The sequence below is a fragment of the Shewanella sp. 10B genome, from assembly GCF_023475885.1.
GTDB lineage: Bacteria > Pseudomonadota > Gammaproteobacteria > Enterobacterales > Shewanellaceae > Shewanella > Shewanella mangrovisoli.
Genome location: NZ_JAMDJO010000001.1, coordinates 1625727 through 1641469, shown reverse-complemented (window position 1 = coordinate 1641469; position 15743 = coordinate 1625727). Strand labels below are relative to the sequence as shown.

12 protein-coding genes are annotated in these 15743 nt (G+C 48.5%); 7 read left to right on the top strand and 5 right to left on the bottom strand.

What is annotated here, in order from left to right:
- Positions 1-17: 17 nt before the first annotated feature.
- From M0415_RS06985 to M0415_RS06970, 4 genes are all read right to left on the bottom strand, one after another.
- Entirely contained in the window at positions 18-1625 is a 1608-nt protein-coding gene (locus M0415_RS06985) for a carboxyl transferase domain-containing protein (protein WP_249554750.1), read from the bottom strand.
- Positions 1626-1725: 100 nt separating this feature from the next.
- Positions 1726-2895, bottom strand: a complete 1170-nt coding sequence (locus M0415_RS06980) for an isovaleryl-CoA dehydrogenase (RefSeq protein WP_011716702.1) — start codon at positions 2893-2895, stop codon at positions 1726-1728.
- A 153-nt stretch (positions 2896-3048) separates the two neighbouring features.
- Positions 3049-3453: a MerR family transcriptional regulator gene (locus M0415_RS06975; protein ID WP_011623082.1), complete on the bottom strand. Its 405-nt coding sequence runs from the start codon at positions 3451-3453 to the stop codon at positions 3049-3051.
- Positions 3454-3725: 272 nt separating this feature from the next.
- Positions 3726-5408: a L,D-transpeptidase family protein gene (locus M0415_RS06970; protein WP_249554752.1), complete on the bottom strand. Its 1683-nt coding sequence runs from the start codon at positions 5406-5408 to the stop codon at positions 3726-3728.
- 226 nt (positions 5409-5634) lie between these two features.
- Between M0415_RS06970 and M0415_RS06965 the strand changes: the two genes are divergently transcribed.
- The 7 genes from M0415_RS06965 to M0415_RS06935 all read left to right on the top strand — a co-directional run bounded on the left by M0415_RS06965 (position 5635) and on the right by M0415_RS06935 (position 14625).
- Positions 5635-7542, top strand: a complete 1908-nt coding sequence (locus tag M0415_RS06965) for a propionyl-CoA synthetase (RefSeq protein ID WP_249554754.1) — start codon at positions 5635-5637, stop codon at positions 7540-7542.
- A gap of 323 nt (positions 7543-7865) precedes the next feature.
- On the top strand, positions 7866-8180 hold the full coding sequence (gene sugE / locus M0415_RS06960) for a quaternary ammonium compound efflux SMR transporter SugE (RefSeq protein ID WP_011716705.1): 315 nt from the start codon (positions 7866-7868) through the stop codon (positions 8178-8180).
- A 227-nt stretch (positions 8181-8407) separates the two neighbouring features.
- Positions 8408-9934: an NADP-dependent phosphogluconate dehydrogenase gene (gnd, locus tag M0415_RS06955; protein WP_249554756.1), complete on the top strand. Its 1527-nt coding sequence runs from the start codon at positions 8408-8410 to the stop codon at positions 9932-9934.
- 536 nt (positions 9935-10470) lie between these two features.
- Positions 10471-12588: a S8 family serine peptidase gene (locus tag M0415_RS06950; RefSeq protein ID WP_011716707.1), complete on the top strand. Its 2118-nt coding sequence runs from the start codon at positions 10471-10473 to the stop codon at positions 12586-12588.
- 10 nt (positions 12589-12598) lie between these two features.
- Complete coding sequence (locus M0415_RS06945) at positions 12599-13063, top strand: serine protease external chaperone (protein WP_249554758.1); 465 nt, start codon at positions 12599-12601, stop codon at positions 13061-13063.
- A gap of 386 nt (positions 13064-13449) precedes the next feature.
- Positions 13450-14064 carry a hypothetical protein gene (locus M0415_RS06940; RefSeq protein WP_249554759.1) on the top strand — a complete coding sequence of 205 codons (615 nt, stop codon included), beginning with the start codon at positions 13450-13452 and terminating at the stop codon, positions 14062-14064.
- Between the two features lie 261 nt (positions 14065-14325).
- On the top strand, positions 14326-14625 hold the full coding sequence (locus tag M0415_RS06935) for a hypothetical protein (protein ID WP_249554761.1): 300 nt from the start codon (positions 14326-14328) through the stop codon (positions 14623-14625).
- A gap of 78 nt (positions 14626-14703) precedes the next feature.
- Here the strand turns inward: M0415_RS06935 and M0415_RS06930 are convergent, their stop codons facing one another.
- Positions 14704-15603, bottom strand: a complete 900-nt coding sequence (locus tag M0415_RS06930) for a LysR family transcriptional regulator (protein ID WP_249554763.1) — start codon at positions 15601-15603, stop codon at positions 14704-14706.
- Between the last annotated feature and the right edge of the window lie 140 nt (positions 15604-15743).

The window sequence follows — 15743 nt, the reverse complement described above, 5'->3', positions numbered from 1 at the left end:
AGGCATCGCAAGATGCGTTACATACGGAAGACGCCGAAGCGGGTGTCTTCGATAGGGGCATTTAATGCGGCTGACAGGGCAAGGCCCACCACATCACGGGTTTGCGCTGGGTCGATAATGCCGTCATCCCACAGGCGGGCGCTGGCGTGGTAGGGATGACCCTCTTTATCGTACTGGGCAATAATCGGCGCCTTGAAGGCCTTTTCAGCCTCAGCAGACCATTCTTCGCCCTTACGGGCTAAACCGTCGCGGCGTACTGTGGCTAATACGCCAGCGGCTTGCTCGCCACCCATCACTGAGATGCGCGCATTGGGCCACATCCACATCATGGTCGGCTCGAAGGCGCGGCCACACATGCCGTAGTTACCCGCGCCGTAGCTGCCACCGATAATCACGGTAAATTTTGGCACATTAGCGCAGGACACTGCGGTCACCATCTTGGCGCCGTGCTTAGCGATACCTTCGTGTTCGTACTTTTTACCCACCATAAAGCCGGTGATGTTTTGCAGGAACAGCAGCGGTATCTTGCGCTGGCAGCACAGCTCGATAAAGTGCGCGCCTTTTTGCGCCGATTCGGAGAATAAAATGCCATTGTTGGCCACAATCCCCACGGGATAGCCGTGAATACGGGCAAAACCACAGACTAAAGTCGCGCCATAGTTGGCCTTAAACTCATCGAAATCCGAGTCGTCGACGATGCGAGCGATGACTTCTTTCACATCGAAGGGCTTTTTCAGATCGGTGCCGACGATGCCGTAGAGTTCGCTAATGTCGAACTTTGGCGGTTTGACTGGGCTTAGGAGTGATTTGATTTCTTTTTGATGATTCAGACGCAGCACAGCGCGGCGGGCAAGCTCTAAGGCATGCTCATCGTTTTGGGCTAAGTGGTCCGCCACACCTGAAATTTTAGTGTGTACGTCGGCGCCGCCGAGTTCTTCGGCGCTGACTTCTTCACCGGTCGCGGCTTTAACTAACGGCGGCCCAGCTAAGAAGATAGTACCTTGTTCTTTAACGATAATAGATTCATCGGCCATGGCAGGCACATAGGCGCCGCCCGCGGTACACAGACCCATCACCACCGCAATTTGCGGAATGCCCTTGGCGGACATTTGTGCTTGGTTGTAGAAAATCCGGCCGAAATGATCGCGATCCGGGAAGACTTCATCCTGACGGGGTAAGTTAGCGCCGCCCGAGTCGACTAGATAGATACAGGGCAGATGGCAGCGGCTGGCAATCTCCTGGGCCCTTAAGTGTTTTTTAACCGTGATAGGGTAGTAAGTGCCGCCTTTGACCGTGGCATCGTTGGCGATAATCATGCACTCTACGCCACTCACTCGGCCGATACCGGCGATAATCCCTGCGGCGGGGACTTCTTCATCGTAAACGTCGAAGGCCGCGAACTGCGATAGCTCTAAAAAGGGCGAACCTGCGTCGAGGAGTTTCTCAACCCGTTGACGAGGAAGGAGTTTACCGCGGGCCAAATGGCGCTCTAGGGCAACGGGGCCACCGCCGAGTTCAATTTTGGCGAGTTTGGTTTTGAGATCGGCCACTAGGGCGGCCATATCGTCGGATTTGGCTTTAAATTCATCGCTACGGGCGTTGATACGACTGCTTAATTGCGTCACTTTGATTGTCCTTATAAAGCGGTAACTCAGTATCAGTTGGCTCGGTGGGCGAGGGGCATGAAAGGCTAAAGCTCGTCATGCGCCGTTCGCCCTAGGCTGCTTATTTCGATTCGTTAAAGAGCTCACGGCCAATCAGCATACGGCGAATTTCTGAGGTGCCGGCGCCAATCTCATAGAGTTTGGCATCGCGCAGTAAGCGGCCAGTCGCATATTCGTTGACGTAACCGTTACCGCCGAGCAATTGAATGGCATCCAGTGCCATTTTGGTTGCCAGCTCCGCGCTGTAAAGAATGGCGCCCGCGGCGTCTTTGCGGGTGGTTTCACCGCGATCGCAGGATTTCGCCACGCTATACACATAGGCCTTAGCGGCGTTCATGCCGGTGTACATATCGGCTAATTTGCCTTGTACTAATTGGAATTCACCGATGGATTTACCAAATTGCTCACGCTCGTGGATATAAGGTACGACGATATCCATACAGGCGTTCATGATCCCAAGCGGGCCGCCTGACAGCACGACGCGTTCGTAATCTAGGCCACTCATCAGCACTTTGACGCCATTGTTGAGGCCGCCGAGAATGTTTTCCTCTGGCACTTCGACATCTTCAAACACCAGTTCACAGGTGTTTGAACCGCGCATCCCCAGTTTGTCGAGTTTTTGCGCTTGGCTGAAACCTTTAAAACCACGCTCAACGATAAAGGCCGTGATACCGTGTGCGCCTTTGGTTAAGTCAGTTTTGGCATAAATCACATAGGTATTGGCATCGGGACCATTAGTGATCCACATTTTGTTGCCATTAAGGATATAACGGTCGCCTTCTTTACGGGCGTGCAGCTTCATTGAAACCACATCTGAGCCTGCATTGGGTTCACTCATCGCCAGTGCGCCGATATGCTCACCGCTGACCAGCTTTGGTAGATACTTGGCTTTTTGCTCAGCATTACCGTTGCGGTTAATTTGGTTTACGCAAAGGTTAGAGTGGGCGCCGTAACTTAATCCGATAGAGGCCGAGGCGCGGGAAATCTCTTCCATGGCGACCACGTGGGCAAGATAGCCCATATTTGCACCGCCGTATTCCTCAGGCACAGTGACACCTAAGAGTCCCATTCCACCGAGCACGGGCCAAATTTCGTTAGGGAAGGCGTTGTCGTGGTCGACTTTCGCGGCAATAGGGGCGATTTCGTGTTTAGCGAAATCTTGCACCGCATCGCGCAGCATATCGACTTCTTCGCCTAGGCCAAAATTGAGACTGGTGTAGAGTGAGTTCATTGCTTGTGTCCTATCTTAGGTTCTAATTTATATTTTTATGATTATTAGGTGCTTGAGTCTTTAAAACCGTCTTACCGTGCGTGATATGTCCCTGTCACGCGGTCGTACCAACTGAGGTGTTGATTAATGCTATGCTCGCAAGCCTCGAAGGAATTAGGCCTTGGCCTTGCTTTCTTCTAGGGCGAGGCGGCATTGCTGCTCGGCCGAATTCAGCTCCATCAGTACCACCTTAATGTCGTCCATTTGCTGCTGCAGTGCGGATTTTTTCTCTTCCACTAGGGCAAGCATGGTATTGAGCTGGGTGGTGCTGCTCTTGTCGGCATCGTAAAGTTCGAACAGGCGACGGGTTTCTGCGAGAGAGAACCCAAGGCGCTTGCCGCGCAGAATTAGTTTGAGTCGAACCCTGTCTTTAAGACTGTAAATACGGGTTTGACCGCGACGTTTTGGCTTAAGTAAGCCTTGGTCTTCGTAAAAACGAATGCTTCGGGTCGTGATATCAAACTCTTTGGAGAGATCACTGATCGAATAAGTCGTTTGTGGCGTGTTAGTTGCGCTCATTCAGGCACCTTAGTTAATCATTTTTTAGCAAGATATATGAAGTTTACGTAAAGGTAAAGATTGCGGCGTGGTTAGTCTGATTTTTTTGTCAATTCTTGTTGCCACTCGCTCGAATGACTTCAAATCAACCTATTGATATTAATGATCTAAACACTTAGTCGAAAGGCTCTGTTGATGCGGGGAAGTACCGCGTTGCCCTCGTCTTATAATTGGGCAACGCTGCGCTGTGGAGTGAGCAAGTAACTTGTATCAAAAGCCGCGATTATCGGCGTTTACTCCATGGTGTTGAGCAAGCCATCATCGGCTAACACACCCTCATAAGTTGGGCGGTTTAACGCCTCGATAAGTACCGGATCGCGTTTATATACGTCATTGTAAAACTTGATTTTCCCGTCTTTTAAGGTGACGGTCCAATACATGATCAAAATGTCTAAGGGGTCATCTAAGAACAGGTTTTCCGTTTTTCCCTCAGCCAATTTGCTACTGAGCGTGCTACTTGACCAATTGGCATTGGCACTCAGCAATTTATCCGCCAGCACGAGCGGATCTTTGACTCGAATACAGCCATGACTGACGGCTCTATCCGTTTGTTCAAACAGACTTTTTGCTGGCGTATCGTGCAGATAAATCGAGTATTGGTTAGGGAAGATAAACTTAACTAATCCCAGTGAGTTATCTTCACCCGGGTCTTGCACAAACCAGTAGGGGAAGTTTTTGCGCGTCATACTGTGCCAATCGATGCCGCTTGCATCCACGGGCGTGCCCGAGCCTTCGACCACTTTAAAGTGTTTCTTCTGTAAATAATCGGGATCTTTACGCAAGTGATTGATGATTTCGGTGGAGATGCTGCGGGGCACAGTCCAAGTAGGGTTAACAACCACGTATTTTAACTTGGATTTAAACAGCGGTGTTTTAGCGTTAATTTTGCCGATGATAATGTCGGTTCGCCAGCTTAAGTTGTTGTCTTTAAAGAGTAACAGCTCGTAACCTGCCAAGTTGACGATAAGATAATTGGCGGGCAAGTTTGCCGATAACCAGCGCGCTCGCTCGAGGTTAATACGGATCTGTTCGACCCGTTGCGAGTAGGGCACATTCAGCGCCGCCATAGTGCCCGCACCAATCACGCCATCGGCTTTGAGACTATGGTCGGTTTGGAATTGACGCACCGCAGCTTCAAGCGTGCTGTCGTACGTTAAGGGCTGGTTCACGGCGGCGCTATTGTCCGCTGGCGCGCTTGCAGCTAAGTAACCTAACTCTGTTAGCCGAATGGCAATGCCTTGCAGCGAGGGGGAAGTGCTGCCGGGCTTGATGACTTCCGTATAGGGAATGGGGCTAAAGGGATAGCGTGCCGCTAAGTCTTTGTACTGGGCAAGATACTGTTTAAGCTGGTGATAGGGCGCAATCTTAGGTGCTAAGCCTGCAATAGCATCAGCCACAGTGTGTGCTTTAATGTGTTCTTCGAGCTGCTTTAACGTGGTATCGAAATCGAGATGGGTTTCATCATAATTCCAGGTTTTGCCGAGCATACTGGGGTTCACTTTGCCGTTTAGCAAGTGAATGGCGTAGGTGATGATCCCATCGCTTAGAAGCACTTCAAATACACTGCTGCGGTATTCATCCTGCCAATTCGAGGCACTGAGCTGTTGGTAAAGTTCGACTAGCTTGGAGTAGTGATAATCTTCCTTCGACAACCCTTCATCATCGGCACTTTTAATCACATCGAGCATAGTGCCCGCGTATTCTCTGTCTTGCCAGAGCGGCTGATATTGACGCACTTGGTAGACCCGCGACAGCAACTTGGCACTAATGACCTGAGTATTGTCGACCTTGGCTCGTTCACCAATAGATAAGGGTTCGAGTAAGGTCTCTAGCTGCGGGGTTGACGCAACGCCGCTCGCGCTAACGAGACTGAGGATCAGGAGTAAGGCAGGTTTGAGTTGTTTGAAGCGCATCATAATGAGTATTTCTTTCCATGAAAAAATCCATTAAAGACATAAGACTATGTTGAATCATTTCGTACAGCAAGTGTGCTGTACAATTATCCAACATGTTTAACAGTTTTAGCGGTTATATCCCTTAGTCTAATGGGGGAATAGCGCTGGGCAGGTCATAATCAATTTGGGAAGGAAGGGGAGAGTTTCATCTGTGGTGACACGGGTGAGTGTCATGATGGGAGGCCTTATGACAGATGTTGGACAACAATTACATCAGACATCTATTGCGAATAAACAGGCATTTTGGCAACAAGCCGCCAAGGCCTTAGACTGGGTTACGCCGAGCAAACAAATATTAGATGAAAGCGAGGCACCGTTTTATCACTGGTTTAGCGATGGCGAGTTAAACACTTGCTACAACGCGGTGGACAGGCACGTGTTGGCGGGGCGTGGTGAGCAAATTGCCATCCATTACGTAAGCCCTGTGACGGAAACTGAATACAGCATTACTTACCGTGAGTTGCAGGCCCAAGTGGCAAGGCTTGCGGGTTACTTACAAAGTGTGGGTGTGACTAAGGGGGACCGTGTCGTCATCTACATGCCCATGGTGCCCGAGACCGCCTATGCCATGCTTGCCTGCGCGCGCATTGGTGCCATCCATTCGGTGGTCTTCGGCGGCTTTGCGGCCAATGAGCTGGCGACCCGGATCAATGATGCCAAACCTAAGCTGGTGATGTCCGCCTCCTGCGGGATTGAGCCTTCGGGCGTGGTGCCCTATAAACCCTTACTGGACAAAGCATTAAATGAAGCGGTGCACAAGGTTGAGCACTGCTTGATTTTAAATCGCCCCCAATATGAGGCGCAGATGCAAGCGGGGCGCGATAAAGATTGGCAAACCGCCTTATGTACTAGCGACAGTGCCGATTGTGTGACGGTGAAAGCCATCGATCCCCTGTATGTGCTTTATACCTCGGGGACCACGGGTCAACCCAAGGGCGTGGTGCGGGACAATGGCGGCCATGCGGTGGCATTGGCTTGGTCCATGGCCAATATTTATGATATTGCCCAAGGGGATGTGTTTTGGGCTGCATCGGATGTGGGCTGGGTTGTAGGGCACTCCTATATTGTCTATGGTCCGCTGCTTGTCGGGGCGACGACCTTGTTATTCGAAGGAAAACCCGTAGGTACGCCGGATCCCGGCGCCTTTTGGCGCACGATTGCTAAGTATCGAGTCAAAAGCTTTTTCACCGCGCCCACGGCGATCCGTGCCATTAAGCGCGAAGATCCCGACGGCGAATTTATCCAAGGTGTCGATTTAAGCTGCTTGAAGAATGTCTTTTTGGCAGGGGAGCGTTGCGATCCCGATACCTTGCATTGGGCCGAAGCCAAACTGAAAAAACCGGTTATTGACCATTGGTGGCAAACTGAAACGGGCTGGCCTGTGGCGGCAAACCTGATGGGCGTAGCACCTATTGCGGTTAAAGCGGGATCGCCCGGTCGACCCGTCCCAGGATATGAGGTCGATGTGGTCGATGAGCTCGGCGCCAAAGTGGCGGCGAATGTCTCAGGAAACGTGGTCATCAAATTGCCGCTGCCACCGGGTACGCTCACTACGCTCTGGCAAAATAATAAACGCTATCAAGACAGTTACTTATCTATGTACCCAGGCTATTACCTCACGGGGGATGCGGGTTACATGGATGAAGATGGTTATCTGTATATCATGAGCCGTATCGATGACATTATTAACGTAGCTGGCCATCGACTCTCCACCGGGCGGTTTGAAGAGGTCCTGTGCCAGCATCCCGATGTGGCCGAAGCGGCCGTGATTGGTGTCGATGATAAACTCAAAGGCCAAGTGCCCTTGGGCTTAGTGGTGCTGAAAAAGGGCGTGACCATTACGGACGAGGAACTGCATAAGCAGTTAATTGCCCTCGTTCGCCAAGAAATTGGTCCTGTCGCGTCCTTTAGGTTGGTGAGCGCGATTCAAAAGCTGCCGAAAACCCGCTCGGGTAAAATCCTGCGCGGCACTATGCGTAAAATTGCCGACAATCAGCAATATACGGCGCCAGCGACGATTGAAGATCCACAAACCCTCGATTTAGTCCGCACGACCTTAACTCGCATGGGTTATGCCGATGCTCTTGTGGGCTAAGTGACTAGGTAGTCGTGAGCGTCCTTGAATACGAGCCGTAAAGCCAAGATAAAGCGATAGTCTGATAAGAGAGTCCCATCTGATTATCGCTTTTATTTTGCGGAAATGGCTGGAGCCCAAGGCTTGCTCTTATACATCACTATTTGCTAGTCTAGCCCGCATACTTAATAGTTAAGTCTTTACGGAGCACTATTAAGGAATTGGATCTTAAGCTTTATATCTAGATTCAAATTGTTAGCGACGTTAAACATTTCACAACGGCTTAGGGACGACCCTAAATACGCCGATATCAATTTGGGGACGACCCCGTATGGGAGTTCTCTATGAGCTGGTTTCTATTAATTCTTGCTGGGCTATTTGAAATTGGTTGGGCGATCGGGCTTAAGTACACCGACGGATTTAGTCGTCTCTGGCCGAGTGTGTTTACTGTATTCTCCATGACAGTGAGTGTGCTGCTGTTGGGGCTGGCGGTTAAGCAGCTACCGATAGGCACTGCGTATGGCGTTTGGGTCGGCATAGGTGCCATGGGCACGGCGATTGCGGGCATTATTCTGTTAGGTGAGGGCGTGAGCCTGCTGAAAATCGCCAGCTTAATCCTCATTTTGCTTGGCGTACTCGGCTTAAAACTCGCTCATTAATCGATTTACTTCCCTAGGGAAGAGCTTGCCCAGATGTATACGATTGGTAAAGATGTTTGATGAAATCTAGGAATATTCTCCTGAAAAAACAACACATCTTAGGCTGTAATCGAGATTGCCAATCGTATGCATCGTCTATTGTCTCTGGTAATTAAGTTACAAAGCCCGATATAATTACACCTCCAAATTGGTTATTTCTAACCTCTGTGACCCGTGGGAATTATATAATGCAAAACCACAGCAATCTTAATGACATTGGCGTGATTGGCCTTGGCGTGATGGGCAAAAACCTCGCGCTAAACATTGCCGACAATCAATATCGCGTCAGTGCCTTCGACCTCGATCCTGTTAAAGTCAACGGTGTTTTACAGCAAGAAAAACAAGAACGTGTAGGACAGGATCTGCGTATTACAGGCTGTGCTAATCTTTCAGAAATGTTAGCAAGCCTCGCTCATCCCCGCATTCTCGTGCTGTCAGTCCCTGCGGGTGCGCCTGTGGATGGGGTATGTCATGCCCTGATTTCTGCCGGTATCGAAGCGGACGATATCGTTATCGATACCGGCAACAGTCTTTGGACGGACACCGTTGAGCGCGAAAAGCGTTACCAAGGGAAATTTATCTTCTTCAGTTCGGCGGTTTCGGGTGGGGAAGTTGGTGCCCGTTTTGGTCCTTCATTAATGCCAAGTGGCGATCTTGGCGCTTGGCAGCATGTGGCGCCGATTTGGAAGGCCATTGCCGCTAAGGTTGATCCTCAAACAGGGCTGCCGATTGAGCGTTTTGAGCCGGGTAATCCCGTGACCGACGGTGAGCCTTGCACGACCTATATTGGCCCTGCTGGCGCCGGGCATTATGTGAAAATGGTGCATAACGGGATTGAATACGCCGATATGCAACTGATTTGCGAAGCCTATCAGTTAATGCACGATGGCTTAGGCATGAGTGCAGCACAAGTGGGTGAGGTGTTTGAACGCTGGAATAAGGGTAGTTTAAACAGCTATCTGATGGGGATCAGCGCCGAGGTGCTCAAACAGGCGGATCCACTAACCGGTCAGCCGTTAGTTGAGATGATCCTCGATAAAGCTGGGCAAAAGGGCACCGGGCTTTGGACTGCGGTCAGCAGTTTGCAAATTGGTTGCCCGGCTCCCACCATTGCCGAAGCGGTTTATGCTCGCGCGGTGAGCACCCAAAAATCCCTCCGAGTTGAGCTCAGTAAAAAGCTCGCAGGTCCTGCCTCCGTGGTGATGGATGATGCTCAAAAAGCCAGTTTAATCGATGCCTTAGAGAGTGCGCTCTATTGCGCGAAAGTGTGTTGCTACGCCCAGGGTTTCCAACTGATGGCGATGACGGCGCAGGAGCAAAAATGGCAGCTCGATTTTGCTGAAATCGCTAAGATTTGGCGTGCGGGTTGTATTATTCGTGCCACCTTCTTGCAATCAATCACTCAAGCTTATCAAGCGGATGCGGACTTAAGCTGTTTATTGATGGCAGACACCTTTGCAACTACCTTGTCGGAAAAACAAACCGAGTGGCGCACTGCTGTAGCAGCGGCTGTGATGCAAGGGATCCCTGTACCTTGTATTAGTTCGGCACTGGCCTATTACGACAGTTACCGTAGTGAGACTCTGCCAGCAAACTTGCTTCAAGGACAAAGGGACTTTTTTGGTGCCCATACCTTTGAGCGCTTAGATAAGCCTGCTGGTGAAAAATATCATTTAGATTGGAGTGCCCCAAACAGGGTATTAATTAAACTCTAGATAAATTGTAAAAATGCCCCTAAATAGGGGCTTTTTTATTGTTTGGCTTTATTTTGATAAATACTATATGTTATTCAAATGTTAATTTAATGGTGTTTAATTATATTGTTTACTGTCTCTATAGTATGGTTTTTTTATAAATGTAACATCATAAAAGGATTTGAATATTTAAAAATGTAAAAAAGTATGTGTGTTTAACTGTTTGTCATTCTGTAAACTTAAAATGATTTGATTTTATGTAATTCATTGTTTTGTATTGGTTTTATTTCAACGCGCCTCGCTTTAATTTATCTTGATTTCTTTTTGATGTTGTCGATAAAATAATCACAAATATTTAATCGGTCTACCATTCTATTTATATTTGTTTTCACAATTATTTCTTCTGTGTTAAATCTTTGCTTCCTATTTGGTGCTTGTGTTTTATCGGGAATCATAGGGAATAACTAAAATAACAGAACTTAATGCGGAATAAGATTAATCAAAATTATCACGCCAAATTAAGTTGCAATAAGTAATGACAAGAAGGAATGTCTACTATGCGTATGTCCATTGTTGCATTGAGCATCACGGCGGCCTTATTGGCTGGCTGTGGGAGCGATGATAAGAAGGCTCCGGCACCTGTGCCTAAAGTGAATACTGCCCCGACCACGGCGGATATGACTGTTGATGTGTCACAGTCGATGCTGTTTACTGGAAAACTAGAAGCGAGCGATGCCGAAGGTGGTTTGACCTATTCGTTGGTTGACCCAGCCGATCTTAAACTGGGCACCTTTACGCTAGTGAATAAAAACACTGGCGAATTTACCTATGCATCCGATGCCAGCGAAGGGACTGAAGTGGTTCGGTTCAAAGTGTCCGACGGCCAATTACAGGCTGAAGCCAATCTGACAATCAATATTAAGCATGGCGATCCCCTCTTTACCTACCAATGGCATTTAAAAAACACCGGGCAGAATGCTTTTGCGGCTCACCGCGGTGTGGCTGGTGAAGATATGAATGTGAGCGGTGCGATTTCAGATAATGCCATGGGACAAGGTATTACCGTTGCTGTGGTAGACGATGGTTTAGAGATTGCGCACCCAGATTTGATGAACAACACGGTCAATGGCGGTTCTTATAATTTGATTACCGGTACAGTTGACCCAACGCCTTTCTCAGGTGAATCGGGCCATGGTACTGCCGTTGGTGGAATTATTGCAGCCGAGGGCTGGAATGGCATCGGCGGTCGTGGTGTTGCGCCTAAGGCTAAGTTGATTGGCTTTAACTTTTTAGATCAAGACCCAACGGGTAAAGTCGAGAACGTTCAAACATTTGAAAACTTTGCTAAATCACATGGTGCCAGTGCCTATAGTGATAGCGCGCGTGTCTTTAACCAAAGCTATGGTTACAGCGTGCCATTCCCCCATGGTTTTGATGAGGATGAAACAGAGGTTTATCAAGATATTGCAACCCAAAGTTTCGATGGTAAAGGCAGTATTTTCGTTAAATCTGCGGGCAACGGCTATAACTACTATCGTTACCGCACCTTCTGGTTGCCAGGGGATTACTTCACTGCAACGGCGGAAAAGCCTGCTAACCACGGCTTACCTTTCCATAACTCTAACATGTCCTCTGACAATGCTAACGTGTATAACTTAGTAGTCAGTGCCATTAACGCTAAGGGCGAGCTCTCAAGCTACTCATCTGTGGGTTCGAACATTTTCGTCACTGCACCGGGTGGTGAATATGGTGATGACGATCCAGCGATTGTGACTACCGACCGTATGGGATGTGAGAATGGTTCCGCGATTGCCGAAGATAGGCCGAGCACGCCATTCCACGGTGGGTTGAACCCATTAAACCCTAACTGTGACTACACATCGACCATGAACGGCACCTCGTCTGCGGCGCCAAATACCTCGGGCGCGGTGGCGGTGATCATGAGTGCGAATCCAGATCTTTCTTGGCGTGATGTTCGCTATATCCTCGCCAAGACTGCAACCAAAGTAGATGCGGATATTGCACCTAAAACGGTGACCATAGGTGAGGGGGAAGCCGCTCCAGTGTATACGGCTATCCCTGGCTGGTTGCAAAACGCGGCGGGGTTCTCTTTCCATAACCTCTATGGTTTTGGTCGTGTGGATCTTACCGAAGCCGTTAAACTGGCTAAATCCTATGCCGAAGATTTAGGTGACTATGTGGTCACTGAGTGGCAAGCAAGTCCTGAACTCACTAAGGCTATCCCTGATGCGGACGTCAATGGTGTGACTGATACCCAAGTGGTCGCAGACGATTTAGTGATTGAAGCAGTTCAGATTGAGCTGACTGCCGACCACCTACGTCTACCGGATTTAGCGGTCGAGCTGATTTCACCTTCGGGTACTAAGAGTGTGTTGATGACACCTTATAACGGTTTAGTTTACCAAGGTGTGATGGATAAAACTGACCCAGATGATCTGGTCACTGGCTACGATGCAACTCCTATGTTATCGAATGCCTTCTATGGCGAATCATCAAAAGGTGAATGGACAATCAAGCTGATTGATGTGAATAGCGGTAGCTATCGATTTGTTAAATACGATCAAGGCTATATCTCTATCCCTAACGAAGCCGATGGCAAGCTGAAAGGTTGGTCAATTCGTTTCCATGGCCATGCTGCCAAGTCTGCATCTTAAGGAGTAATCAATGAAAGCGTTAAATTTATCGTTAGTGGCTGTGGCCCTTTCACTGTCGGTGCAGGCGATGGCGCATGACAAAGTCGAATTTACTGAACCTCAAACCGAGTCTAAAGGCGTTCAGGTTAGTCGTGCTGAGTTTTTAGGTTTGGATACGCCTTACTTTGTAAAAACTGAGTCAGGGGTTAAGCAGGCTAAGCAGTTGGTTAAAGGGCAAAAAGTGGTTACCCAATCGGGTAAGGCCTTTGCCGAAATGACGGGTAAATTAGTGGTTAAGTTAAAACCTGGTGTGTCGGCTGCCGATTTTGCTAAGGCCCATGGTCTAAAAGTAAATTGGCAAAATAGCAATAACTTATTGTTGCTTGCTGCCGATGAAGGCACAGATCTGCTCGGTTTAATCCAAGCGGTTAAAGCCTCGCCAGAGGTTGAACGCGCCAAACTTGACCGCGCACTCGCCAAGCAAGAAATCCAATAATCATCTTGTTAGGTTAACATCGAATAAAGGGCCGCAAGGCCCTTTATTATTCTGGTGGTCTGCTTATTAGAAGTGATAAAAGTGGCCAAGTTGAGATAAAAACCGTGGATAGTTAACTACTTAATGATAAATCATCTGGTTCTAGGCGGGCTTGGTGATTACAATCTGCGCTTAAGGGTTATATTTTTACTGACCGAAGATACCTTGTTGGTGAAGACCACGAAGCTCAAGCACCTAACTCAAACGCCTAACTTAAACACCTAAATCAAGCTACTAACTTAAACACCTCTATGAACTACTGGAATAGCGACAACTTTGAAGGATTAAAGACGATAGGGGCCCAGTATTCGGCCCGGAAGGGGTATGAACTTTTTGGTCAATATTGCTTGCAAAAAGAGCAAGGACTGAAGAAGCAAGCGATTGCGACGGTAAACCAATTCGTGTCGCACTGTAAGAGCTTATCCTTAGCCGAGCAAAGGCACATCGCAGAGGAGCTATCCTCCTTAGGCTTTTGGCACCGTGAAACACACCAGTTACTCGCTTATCCCCTTATCATGCTGCTAAAAGGCGTGCTAACCCAATGGGCATTAGATGAGCCCAATAATCCCATCCCCCACAAATGGTTAGGCTTCATTGGCGAGGATATCTCCTCCTATGAAAGGGCGTTGGCGCTCGAGCCTACCGATGAAATTTGCCTCACTCAAGTCGCGTTGTCCCATTTAAACAGTGTCGATTTTCAGACCCACCATTTATCTGAATCTGTATTGCTGGGGGATATATCGCGGGCAAAAGACTCGCTAGCGTCAGCACAAGCATTAATCGCGCGGTTACAGACGATAGAGAGTAAATCAAGGCTGCAAAACAGGTATGATTATTACCAGTCGATGATCAATTGCTGGGAGGAGTATTCCACTCTTGTTGGGGTTGAGCAGTTTCCGGATTGGTGCGCCGCCAAAGGCGAGCAGTTTGATTTTTGGTCCATTATTTATTATCAACGCTGAGCGAATTTGTTCGCGGGATAAGAATGATTAAGCGGTATGTCGGGCAAATTAGTCCACAGTGGCTGCTGATTGCAGGATAAACCAACGATAGACACTTATTGAATCAGCATAATGACTATTGAATGCATCACTAAATTGAGGGGCTATCGTAACAGCCTGTCGTAAGTCGTATCGTGCAAGTGAATATCGTTAAACTTGAAATAGCCGCAGTGTTTGGTAAGTTGGAATAAAGCTGTTAGCACTATTCAATGGAGTGAAACTATGCAAGAAAACCTAATCAGATCTACTATCGCGACGGCGCAAGATGGTGTGGCGCGAGCCGATGGCCAGCTAATTGTCACCGAGCAGCTGGTTTGTTTTTCCCCCTATAATAAAACCTTAGGACTTGGGCCATATCAGCTGCAAAGAAAGGATATCGCCAAGGTTGAATCCTGTTGGGGTAAGGGCGGAGGTATTTTACCTGTGACCTCTGATGCGATAAAAATCACCTTGATTGATGGCTGCGAGTATCAATTTATTTTGGCCAGTCCCCAAGAGTGGTTGAATCTGCTTAGTCATTAACTCAGCGACTGAGTGGCTGATTGACGAGTGTTATATTCAGGCAATGCATCTTGAGCGTGTGATACCCAGATTGCTTGCTTAGGCGCTTTGCTTTGCGGCTAATTGGACTAAGTTTTCCCACAGTGCCTGTGCCACTGGGCCTAATGGCGAGTGGGGCGGGCGCATCACATAGTAATCGAGTTGGATAAGGTTCTGCCTTTCGCGCAGTTCCAGTGGTAATAGGCTTCCATCCGCGAGGGCTTGTTCCACCAAATAATGTGGCAATTTTCCCCAGCCCATGCCGCTCTGAATGAGCATTCTCTTCGTATAAAAATCATTAACATACCAACGGCGTTGCCCAGCTTGCACCCCAAATTCGATATTGGCGGTGCCAGTGCCAGTATCTTGGATCACAATTTGGTACTCGTTCACCAATTCGCGCACATGGCTTAGAGTGGGGTGCCGACTCAGTAAGCGCGGCGAGGCCACATCCAACAGACTGCCTGAAAATAAGTAAGCCAGCTCAAAATGGCTTGAGCGTATCGGCTCAATGCCGCCCGCTGAAATCGCAATATCGGCTTTGCCTTGATTTAAGGCTTCGAGCGCGCCGGTTAAATATTCTTGTTTAAGAATGATTTGAGTGTGAGGGAATTCATTTTGTGTGCGCTCCAGTATCGGCAAGATGCGGGTTAGATTAAAGGATGCTTCGAAGGCTAAGGTGATACTGGCCTCGTTACCTTTAGCTAAATGCTTAGCGACTTGTCGCATCTCCTGCGCTTCATTCAGCACGCGCTGGGCGTATTGCAACAGCTTTCGTCCCTCTTGAGTGAGCGTTAAGCGATACCCTTGGCGGTCGAACAGTACTAAATCTAACTGGGATTCCAGCTGTTTAATGCTCTGACTGATCGCCGGTTGGGTCTTATGAAGTTTGTCACTGGCGGCTTTTAGCGAGCCGGCGAGGGCGACGGTATTGAACATCAGCAGTTGTTCTAAGGTCATGGCAAGACTCTTAAACAAATAAAGAATTATTTTAGGAGATGTTAGATATTATTCCATATTTATTTATTTTTTGTGGGCGCATAATTCCGTCCTATGACAGTAGTGGGCTCAATGCGAGTCCACTACTTTGCGTTTAGGGT